The 10,652-nt window shown below is 47.7% G+C and carries 4 protein-coding genes and 1 pseudogene; 2 read left to right on the top strand and 3 right to left on the bottom strand.

The annotated features are described in order from the left end of the window. Positions 1 to 4 precede the first annotated feature (4 nt). Positions 5 to 373, top strand: a pseudogene (locus AC2VDX_RS00545) (element excision factor XisI family protein). 337 nt (positions 374 to 710) lie between these two features. Here the strand turns inward: AC2VDX_RS00545 and AC2VDX_RS00540 are convergent. Continuing rightward, positions 711 to 4,997, bottom strand: coding sequence for a S8 family serine peptidase (locus tag AC2VDX_RS00540; RefSeq protein ID WP_378172975.1), 4,287 nt, complete (start codon positions 4,995 to 4,997; stop codon positions 711 to 713). 384 nt (positions 4,998 to 5,381) lie between these two features. On the opposite strand from AC2VDX_RS00540, the gene AC2VDX_RS00535 reads away from it, so the two are divergent. Then, positions 5,382 to 8,312: an efflux RND transporter periplasmic adaptor subunit gene (locus AC2VDX_RS00535; RefSeq protein WP_378172978.1), complete on the top strand. Its 2,931-nt coding sequence runs from the start codon at positions 5,382 to 5,384 to the stop codon at positions 8,310 to 8,312. 120 nt (positions 8,313 to 8,432) lie between these two features. On the opposite strand, the gene AC2VDX_RS00530 is transcribed toward AC2VDX_RS00535, so the two are convergent. Together AC2VDX_RS00530 and AC2VDX_RS00525 are read right to left on the bottom strand one after the other, a co-directional pair. After that, entirely contained in the window at positions 8,433 to 8,732 is a 300-nt protein-coding gene (locus AC2VDX_RS00530; protein WP_190414681.1) for a 2Fe-2S iron-sulfur cluster-binding protein, read from the bottom strand. A 128-nt stretch (positions 8,733 to 8,860) separates the two neighbouring features. Continuing rightward, a complete protein-coding gene (locus AC2VDX_RS00525) occupies positions 8,861 to 10,543 on the bottom strand; it encodes a TolC family protein (protein WP_378172982.1) in 1,683 nt (560 codons plus the stop codon). Between the last annotated feature and the right edge of the window lie 109 nt (positions 10,544 to 10,652).

Here is a 10,652-nt window from a genome sequence, read left to right as displayed (position 1 = left end):
TCCAATGGCAACCGCAAATCAACCTATAGACCAATGGCGTGAGACTTTGGAGAAAATTCTCCAATATTATGCGGATCTGCCTTACCGTTATGGGGATGTGATCGCTTATGTGGTGGTTAGCCGCGATTCCTTCGGAAAGCTTCGCTAACGCAATCATTTTATGCTGATGCACGAAGGTTGGGAGAATGACCGCCGAGTGCATGGCTGTATGGTTCATGCCCAAATCCGCAATGACAAAATCTGGATTCACTATGATGGCATTGAGGATGGCATCACGGGTGAACTGGTGGCGGCTGGAGTGCCTAAAGGTCATATTGTGCTGGCGTTCCATCCGCCCCAAGTGCGAGAGCATACAGGATACGCGATCGCGTAGCATCTGCAAAGCAAACTGCGAACTGACTTTTTCCGCGCAACGCTTTCGCATAGCCCAGTTGGGCGATCGCCTATTTCTATAACAGGAAAAAAGGCGATTGCGCGTTCTTTCGGAAGGGGAAAAGGAGGAGCGATCACATTTGGGGAAATAGAGAGTGCAATCGCTTCTGTGACATCTACATCAATTTATTAAAGGTTGAACCTGTGTTTTTGCCAGCGATAAACCCCATTCAATTTCCTCAATACTGTTCAGGCATGGAGAAGGATAAAAGACATTCTCTGGGGGAGGAAAAGGGATTGCTGGAAATACAAGAAATCGCCTTCTGATATAAGCACAATTAACCCCAGTTGATACTAGAACTACGATTAACGCTGTAGCCCAACCATTCTAGCCGTTTATACATACCTTCAGTGATGTTTGGATCTAGACCTTTTAAATCCATGACACTGTTCATTCCCAAAGTTGCGTCAAATTGAGCTTCATCTAAACCTAGTGCATGACCAATTTCGTGCATAGTCAGACGAACTAATGAATTGCTGGACAATGTATTTATTATCTGGCTATTGAAATGAATACGCCCCTCTCCTAAGTAGTCACGAGTTAAGTCTAACCGAGATTTTTGCTGATTTTCCATAAAAGTGGTTTCAGCCCAGTGACCCCAAGTACCACCATTCATAGTTTTTGAACCTTGAGTTATTGCAATTCTGAGAACTCCACTAGATACCTTATCTCTCGTGATGATGTTTTCCCAATTTATGACGGCTTGTTGAATTAAGTTTCTTTGCAATAAAGTAAAATTTCCATAGAAATCAACTTGGATATCAATATCGGGATTACCAACTGGACGTCTCCAAGAAGGTTGTTCACCCCAATGAATCGCTTCAGTACGTCCATCATTGCGGTTGTAAGCAATGCGACCTCCTTGGAAGTCAGCGAAAATCGTGTCACCGTCAATGTACTCTCGACGAGTTGGCATTCCCAACCAGTGATAGGTTCCGCCCAAATTGGTGTAGAGAGAACCAATGCTTCCCCAAGTAGCGACTGAGCCAATCCCATCTAGGTAATGAATACGAGCTTTACCGTCGTTACCAGAAAAAGCTTGCCAGACCGCCCATTTGCCATCAGAACGAGAAATTTGATTTTCGTTAGAGCGAGGGTAGCCCAATTGTACCCACCGACCCTCTAAGTTCCGACCAACTGGACCACCCACAAATTCATATTCAGCTAGATTGCCGCCCTGCATCCAGTAAGCTGTATTGGCACCATCCTCCAACATCAGCTTTGTGCGGTTACCACTGCCGTCCCTGAACTCTTGTGTCCAGCCATTGCCCCAACGCTGTAAGGAACCAACAATCTGCGTACCTACATTGCGACGATCCCAGTAAGCATTTTTGAGCGCAATGATTTGATTTCTGGTAAGCCCTGCATGCACTGCATTCCAGAACAAGTCCCAACTCTTCGTGTTATTGTACTCTTCCCAAGAAAAGGCAAAGGCTCCTAGTCCAGGTGTGCGTATTATATAGCCGTTTGTAGTATTAATGATTTCCCAGTTACGGCCTTGTCCATCCCTCCAGAAGAACCGGGGCTGCAAGCTTGTAATACTCCCTATCCAGTTCTGGGTGCGGTCATACTCTGTCCTCCAGTCTGAGCCCATAGCGCTGGCTTTGCTTTGAGATGCTGCATCGGTTTCGCGTTCCACATTTACTGGTAGACGGTTGGGGTCAACTTGACCCTCCGGCAGAACTGTAGGTAATTCACCCGTTACAATCCCGGCACTGCTAGGATTATCAGCTGCACCCCAAATCTGACCTTGGCTGGAAACCGTACCCTGAAGAGTTGCCACACCCGTGCGTGGATTAATCGCTAGTTTCTGACCCTCGGCGGTCAAGGCTGTCAGCGCTCCATTCAGAAGTGCTAAACCATAAATATTAGAGAAGCCTAAATCACCAATCATCTTGGCATTGCCAGTGGTCACGTCTACAGCAACCAGGCGATCGCTCGTAGAACCCTTGACCGTTGCCAAAATCTGATTACGACCATTGAAAATGATATCTCCGCTACTTGGCCCACCTAAAGAACCCATTTCAACAGCTTGGGCAGTTTGAGGAGAAATTAGGAATAGCTTACCTGTCTCGCTGTCTGCTCCATAAAGCTTGCCATCAGGAGAGAATGTCAGGGCATTGATGCTTAGCCTTGAAGCAAATTGCCCAATGAAAGTCTCTTCTCCAGTAGCTGAGTTAATTTCAAACAAACCATTGAAAGTGGAGCCATAAAGCTTGCCGCTTGGAGCAACCGCAAGATCCGTAAATGCTCGACCTTGGAATACCTGACTTTGCTCACCCGTTTCTGTGTTGATCCGCAGAATTTGACCAAAACTGGTAGACACGTAGACAACGCCATTCTCTGCTTGAGTTGACCCCAGAACGGGTGTTTTGAGATCGGGCAGATTTATGGTTGAAGACTGTGTTAGTTTGGGTTTTGGTGTTGTGGATGCTGCCAGTTGAACCGCCAGATTCATATTTAGCAATCCAGCTCCTGTTCCTGCATCCCATCCAATTTGAGCAAGATCCGTTGCTGTTGCCTTGAGGATGTCTTTGATCTGGTGATAGCTGAGATCCGGGTTGGCAGCCCAGACTTGAGACGCAGCCCCAGTCACTCTTGCAGTAGCCACAGAAGTACCAAATCCCGTTCCAATGCCATCAGCCTTTGTTGAGACAATAGGATTGTCAGCATCACCGCCAAGAGCCATAACGTCTAGCCCAGCCCCAAAGCTGGAATAATCAGCATGGGCAGAAGAGTCTGAACCTACAGCACCAACTGCGATCACATTGTCGAATTCCAAAGAAGCTGTCCCTAAAGCCGACATCTCGCCGCCCTGGTTCCCAGCTGAGACAACGACTAAAACATTGTTATGACGAGCATATTCCAAGGCCCCACGTTCTGCTGCTGTCAGTTCTGTCCGAGTGGTGATACTGCCATCAGGATTAATTTGAGTCAGGTCAAAGCTGAGATTAACAACTGCATTTGGTTGCTGTGACTCCTTGGCAGCATCTACAAATTCAATTAGAGATTGTGACCATTGCCCAGAACCAGTTGCACGGCCTACCCAAATTGGTGCCTCATCATTGACGCCATTAATGCCAATACCATTGTCTTGAGTTGCCCCAATAATACCTAAAACGTGGGTTCCATGTTCGTTGCCTTCACCTGCTGACAGCAACGGGTTAGCATCCCCAGCCACTCTGTCTTGCCCCAAAATAATCCGGCTATAGTCAATATCGGGATTATTGGCACTGAAACCTGTATCAATCACGCCCACCAAAGGCTGATTCGCTTTGGCAAACTCAAACCGCTGCGGCTGAACCATGTTGGTTACGGGTACTTCTCCGACATGGGTATGTTCTTCTACAACTTCTGTATCATTAGCTGGATTTTCAGCAATGTCTTCAAAATCAGGAATTGTGTCAACAGCGATCGCTCCCCCATCATCCCCTGTGTCTTCTAAGTCGAGAATAGGATCGACAGCGATCGCTCCCCCATCATCCCCTGAGTCTTCTAAATCGGGAATTGTGTCAACAGCGATCGCTCCCCCATCATCAGCATCGGGTGTAACGTAGGGTTCGGCATAAGCGATTAATGCCTGACCCATATCTGTACTGCGCCAATCTTTACCGGAGTCAATTACATCATCCAGATGCACTGCTTCGGCTGTTGCACCCCGCACTTGGAAAACAACGTCGTTATAGTCTTTGTCTGTCCAGCCATCAACCCGCATATCTTCCATCACGAAAGTATTGCCATCGCCGGTGACATCGGCAATCTGTCCCATGTGGAAGGCATCATTCGGGTTGCTTGTCGTCATTGAGAACAGCGGACGCGCATAACCCTCAGCCGCGGGGTTGTCAAATAGCTGCTGTACAGTACCATGAGGCACTAGCATGACGCCAAAGGTGTCGCCGGGACGCATTGAGAAGGTTTTGACGCCTTGGTATTCGCCAGTGTTAAAGTTGCTTTCGTGGGGCAGTGCGCCATTAAATTTGGCTCCTTCAGCGGTGTCAGAAAGCGCTACATGACCTAACTCAGAATTACTCAAAGCGCGAGAAGCCGCTTCTTGGATAAACTCTTGCGAACCAGGCTCAAATTCATCCATTCCATCCAGGCTAAAAACGGCTAGTTCTCCCTGATACTGACCGCCGTCAAATAGGAAATCAATGCTAACTTCGCCGGTTTCGCCTACAGTGAAGACGCCAGATTCAAAGATGGGGCTGGGGTCTGAAATAGCCCCCAGTGGGTCATCTGCATCGCCGTAGAAGAAGTCAACGGGTTCGATGTCGTCATCTGGAATGTCAATGTCAGCGATCGCATCCATCCCATCCGTGTCCGGGATATCTGCATCAGCGATCGCATCCATCCCATCTGTGTCCGGGATATCTGCATCAGCGATCGCATCCGTACCCCAATCCATCACCATTGGATCGGGCGCACTATCTCCGCCGTCTAACAAACCACTCGGCGTCAGAATCGGTTCTAAAATGAACGTCTGCAACGGTGGCAACTGAGGGGATTCCTGAGGCTGGAATCTTTGAGCCGCAGCCTTTTTCGAGAAAAACTTGAACCGATTCATTCCCTGTACCCTGGTAGTTTAAAATACTTGGCGCAGCACCAGCTATCTTCAGTGATATTTCTCTGGCTTGAGTAAAATTTACACGACTTTTTTTCCAGATAAGGGGAGAGATATTACTGAACTTTTTAGTTTAGTTTGTGAATTTATGGTGAATTTTATCTAGATTTTTCGCGTCTTTTTATAGAGTTGTGATGAAGAAGTGGCGTAAACCTTTACAGAAAAACAATATTTAATATCCGTAGATATACATATATTTTTATAGTTTTAATTCATAATCAAATGGTTTTTAGATATTCGTCTAAATTTCTTTGTTTTTGTTCCTAAAACTGAAAATTTAAGATTATGCTGTTAGGGATGAATCTACTGTAAGTAGGACTTTCGCTAATGAATCTTGAGGGTGGATTCGCTGAGAACGAAAGTAGTAACTGGATCTGTCCCGACCTAACTGCTTATTGGAAACTGGGCAAGGTGCGGAATTCATCTGAATTCCTCTTGCAAGCGCTACAAGACAATCGACGCATCCGGTTTTCTGCCATAGAAGGCTATGCTCTAACATTTTTTACCGGGCGTTTTACCATCAGACAAGTCCAAAAGCGCTGTCAGCAAAAGTTGGGTGAAGCGATTTATTCCGATTTTGTATCTCAGCTACTACAGAAATTAATTGAATTAGAAATTCTGGCACTACCGGAAGACAGCAATATAGGGGAAGTATCGAGTGATAAAGCCCCGGAAAAATCGACAAATTTAGAACCAAATACTTCGTCTCTTCTGAAGTCTTGCGTACAGTGGATTCAGCACCCAGATGGATACTGGATATTACGAAATCCAGAGGATGTAACGTTTCTTCAGGTGGATGAGCGCAGTAAAGCAGCGATCGCGGATTTAGGACGGATGACACTAGGGGCGATCGCTCAAAAACACCACCTCACCCCCGACGAACTGCGGCAACTTCTGCAACTACTGGCGGCGACTGCCATGCTGGAAGGCACTAAACCGTCAAAACCACCTAAAGGCAAATTCACCCCCCTACAACTACTGTTTTTCAAAATTTCCCTGTTCAATCCCGATAAGTGGTTGACGCGGAATATTAACCCGTTGCGCTGGATTTGGACGCAGCAATTCGGTTTTTTTGTGTGTTTCCTTCTCGCTTGGTCTGGCGCTTTTGCTCTTTCCCAACAAGCTAAAATTTTCTTCACCGGACACCAACTGGTAGCCACTCAGGGAGCCGCCTTAGTGCTACCATTTGCCCTGCTATCCATGCTGGTTGTCACCCTCCACGAACTCGGTCATGCCTTCACGCTGAAATACTACGGCGGCATTGTCCCGGACGTGGGGCTAATGTTCATGTTTTTTATCCCCGCTGCCTATACCAACACCACTGATGCTTATTGCTTAGTGAAGCGTCGGCAAAGAGTCTTAGTTGTGGCAGCGGGAGTGGTTTGTCAACTGATAATTGCCGCAGGTGCTTTCTGGTTATGGCAGTCATCCGCCTCGTGGCTGCACACCACCAGCTACTTACTAATGGCAGCAGCTTTATTTACTGTCGCCTTGAATCTTAATCCCTTAAGCAAGTTTGATGGCTATTACCTGGCAGTCGCCCTGAGTGGCATCAACAACCTGCGTAGCCGCTCCTTCGGATTTTATGCCAACTTGCTGCAAGGACGCGCCAGCCGAGAAGAACCAAGCGACCAGAGGATTTTAGCTGCCTATGCCCCCTGTAGTCTTGCCTACACTCTACTTGTCTTTGGCAGCCTCTTGGGTTTTGTCACCAGTTGGACGCTCACCCATATCCCCATTACTGCCCTCACCCTGCTAGCACTTTGGGCGATTTATTTCTACTTTCCCGCCGATACCAGTAGTTCTACCCCCAAACCGCAACGTCCCCACCCCACTCCTGCATCTGCCACCATGCTTACCCCTAATTCTGCAAATCCTGCCAATAATTCCAGCCCCTCTCCCCAGCTAAAAGTGGTGCCACCCCCTACAACAGGGAAAAATGTGACACCGCAACCAACAGCGCCACACGCCGACGTACCCAATAAGACCCCCACTTCAGCCAAATCAACCAGCAAATGGCTAATACTCAGTGGTATTACCGTTGGTTTAGTCGGTATTGGATTCATCCCGATTGCAAACTCCGTCACGGGTAAAGCCACCATCGAACCAACCCCAGGCTCCAGAAAAGTTGTTACTATGACCGAGCCAGCCGTAGTGGAAAAAATCTACGTGCGTCCCAATAGTAAGATAGTTGCCGGACAACGCATTGCCCAACTTTCGAGTAATGAACTCGATGACAAGCTTGCCGACATCGATCAAAAATTCCAGGAAGCTTCATCAGCCCAGAAGTCAGCATCAGAACAGCAATCAACCGCCTCATCCAGACTGCAACACGTCCGTTTTTTAGCACAAACAGCGGCTCAAAGAGCTAACGAACTCCAGCAAGAGTTTGACCAAATGCTTAAAGGAAATCCGCCACCTCACGTCCTTGTTTTAGAAAGAACTAAGGAAGAACGTCACAAAGAACTGGATGGTTTGCAAAAGAGTTTAAGTTTGCTTCAGACTGAAATTCTCAGGGATGAGAAATTAGTTCAACAGGGCGTCTTGCCTAGCGTCAAGCTGGATGAACCCAAAAGAGCAAGAGCCGTTTTAGAGGGAGAAATCGCCGCCAAAACCCAGCAAATTACTACCACAGAAGCTCAAATTGATGCCGCTAAGAAGGAAATACGTCTAGAGTTGAACCGGCGCAAAGATGAAGCTGGGGAAAAGAATATGGCAGTGCAGTCTGCCGAACAAGAAGTGAAAGTTGCCGCCGCCGAAGTGCAAAAGTGGGAGAAACAAATTCTCCTGTTGCAAGCAGAACAAGAAAAATTGCAGGACAGAAGCAACCAGCTAACTGTATTAGCAACGATGTCAGGAACGGTAATTACTCAGGATATAGACCAATGGGAAGGTCAAAAACTCCCAGAAGGCAAAGAACTTTTACAAATCGTTGACTTGAGTCAGCTCACGGCTGTTGTGGAGATTCAGCAAGAAGATGCTGAGTTAATTAAACAGGGAATGTCTGTGAGATTTCGCCCACCGGGAATCGATTTCCGCGCTTACGACGCGAAGGTAGAAGAAATTTTACCAGTAGCGCCATCCGAGCCATCTCAACAAAAGCCAATAGTAAAGGTGCGGATCTCGTTTGAAAATCCAGATGTTCCCTTATTTTTAGGCACAACTGGGTATGCTCACATCCAACCGGGAAAGATTCCAATTTATCAAAAGATCAAGCAAGAATTTCTCAAGCTAGTGCCGCTGGGAGGATGGTTCTAGGCAGTAGAGCCATGAAAATTTAAACGCAAAGGAAGCGCAGAGTAACGCAGAGAATTTATCATCCCTTGGCGTAACTTGGCGAAATCCTTTGCGAGCTTTGCGTTAAAAACCTTTAATTTTCTATCGCGGCTTTGTTTTCACACTTGTCGGGCCATTTACAAGAGTTTGACAAGCTAAGCGATAGGTTTCTGGCTTTTTCTTCAGTTTGCGATTTTCCACCTCAGTGCGAGGCGAAAGATTTTCCATACCTTCGACAATTTCCACAATGCAGGTGCCGCATTGACCATATCCCCCGCAGTTCATCATCTTTCCCCTAAAGGTATAGATATCAATGCCATTCTGTAGGGCTTTTTCTCTTAAGTTAGCCCCATCTGCTGCGATCGCTTCTTGATTTTCGTTGACAAATGTAATATTAGCCATCCGCCTTTTTAACTCACCTCGCTTCTATTAAGAAATCTTAAAAAATTATCCAAATTTAGCAAAGCCGATCTTTACTGAAACGCCAGTGGTGTTTTGAGACACCGTAGGATCGATTCGCTTCCATCGCCCTATTGGGGTTGATCGGAAAGTTGACTATCCGGGAGATTGCTAATCGCCCGTTCGAGAGCTGCCAGGGAGCGATTGTAGTCGAGAACAGCTGTAAGACGGTTGACTCTAGCACGAGTTAGCTCGGTTTGAGCGCTAATTACATCTGTCTGAGTGCCGACGCCGGATCTAAATCGTAACTCTGCCAGACGCAAGCTTTCTTCTGCCTGGGTGACGGCAAAAAAGGCAGTTTGAATGTTCTCGGCATTCGACCTTAAGTTGTAATAAGCTTGTTCCACCTCCAAGCGGATTTGGTTGCGCTGATCGGCAAATTGAGTTTCAGCGATCGCTATATTGGTTTTCTCCTGATTTGCTCTGGCTCTGGCGGCTCCCCCATCGTAAAAATCCCATCGGAATTGCGCCCCCAAGGTTAAACCATCGGCTGGCCCCACATCATCATTTAATACCCCTAAAACGCTGTAGTTGGCAACTAGGTTGATTTGCGGTCTGGTTGCCGCCAGGGCAATACGCCTTTGCTGTTCGCTGATGTTCCGTCGAGCCAAAAGCTGTTCTAGCTCGGCTCGGTTCTTCACGGCGAGAATAATACTCTGTTCTAGTGTTAGATTCCAGTCACCGGCAACCTCAATTTCGTCTGCTGCCGCCACTTCAACGGTTTGCCCTAGACTTAACAGCCGCGTTAATTGCCTGCGGGCAATGCTCTGCTGACTTCGGCTGCGAGTTAGATCCTGAACGGCATTTGCCAGCTGTACCTGCGCCCGGAGTACGTCAAATCGCGTCCCAAGTCCAGCCTGTTCTAGCAACTGAGCATCCCGGAGACTCCTCGCGGCATCTGTCACTGCTGCTTGGGAAATCTCAGTTTGGGAATCGGCTTCTTGCAGATCGTAGTAGGCATTGCTGACATCCAGGCGGAGTTGCTCGGACTGGCGTTCTACCTCTAACTGATCGAATCGCAACTGTTCTTCTGCCGCCCGGATACGTGCCCCGCGCCGCCCGGAGGTGTAGAGTTCGTAACTCACTTGCAGGCTGGTGTCAAAGGATGTCGAGACGGTATTATCGTCGTCATTCCCGAATAATGAGTTTAAGGAGGATGACTGTTGCTGATTTAGCTCAGCATTCGGAGAATCTGACCTGGAAAAATTTGATTCTACGCCGATTGATGGAAACTCAGCCGCCTGAAATTCTCGCACGGATGCCCGCGATCGCTCCAGGGTGAGAATTGCCACTTGTAAATCCCGATTGTTGCGCCGTGCCAGCTCCAGAGCTTGTTGTAGGGTAATCCGTTGGAAGGTTTGAATCTGCACTTCCTCAGATTTGGTGGGAAATTGGAGGGGATTGGCGCTGGGGTTGAGGTATTCAAGGGGTAGGCTTTCCAGAGAGGCGGGTGCCTGTGGCGGTTGTGGTGGAGCCGACTGGGAAACACCTGTCTTTCCTCCCGTTGAGTCGGGAGGGCTAGCTCCATCTCGGCTGACGGCTTCCTTTAGCGTCTGGGAAGATATTGCGGGAAGCGCTGGCGTAGGGGCAACCGACTGGGTTCCCTGACTTTCAAAAGCACTATTTGGCTGAGTAAGAGGAGGCGTTTCTTGTGCAACACTCAGTTTTGCACAGCTCATGGCGATCGCTGCACTCGCACCCACAGCCATGAGACCAGTTCTTACCCAGTGAAACGGATGACTAGAATTTGGCATAAGTTTTTGAATTTGGTCTGCGCTGTTAGAAAAACTTCTTTTCTTTAGCTCAAGCACCTTAAGAAGGATACTGGGTTGCTAATGTGCTTGGCAAACGAATTTTTGTGAA

Source organism: Coleofasciculus sp. H7-1 (genome assembly GCF_057473865.1).
The sequence above is the reverse complement of the archived record's forward strand: the minus strand, read 5'-3'. Positions and strand labels throughout refer to the sequence as shown.

What these genes read in the sequence shown, in the direction of transcription:
- AC2VDX_RS00540 (WP_378172975.1), bottom strand. Translation starts at nt 4,997, where the DNA reads ATGAATCGGTTCAAGTTTTTCTCGAAAAAGGCTGCGGCTCAAAGATTC.
- AC2VDX_RS00535 (WP_378172978.1), top strand. Translation starts at nt 5,382, where the DNA reads ATGAATCTTGAGGGTGGATTCGCTGAGAACGAAAGTAGTAACTGGATC.
- AC2VDX_RS00530 (WP_190414681.1), bottom strand. Translation starts at nt 8,732, where the DNA reads ATGGCTAATATTACATTTGTCAACGAAAATCAAGAAGCGATCGCAGCA.
- AC2VDX_RS00525 (WP_378172982.1), bottom strand. Translation starts at nt 10,543, where the DNA reads ATGCCAAATTCTAGTCATCCGTTTCACTGGGTAAGAACTGGTCTCATG.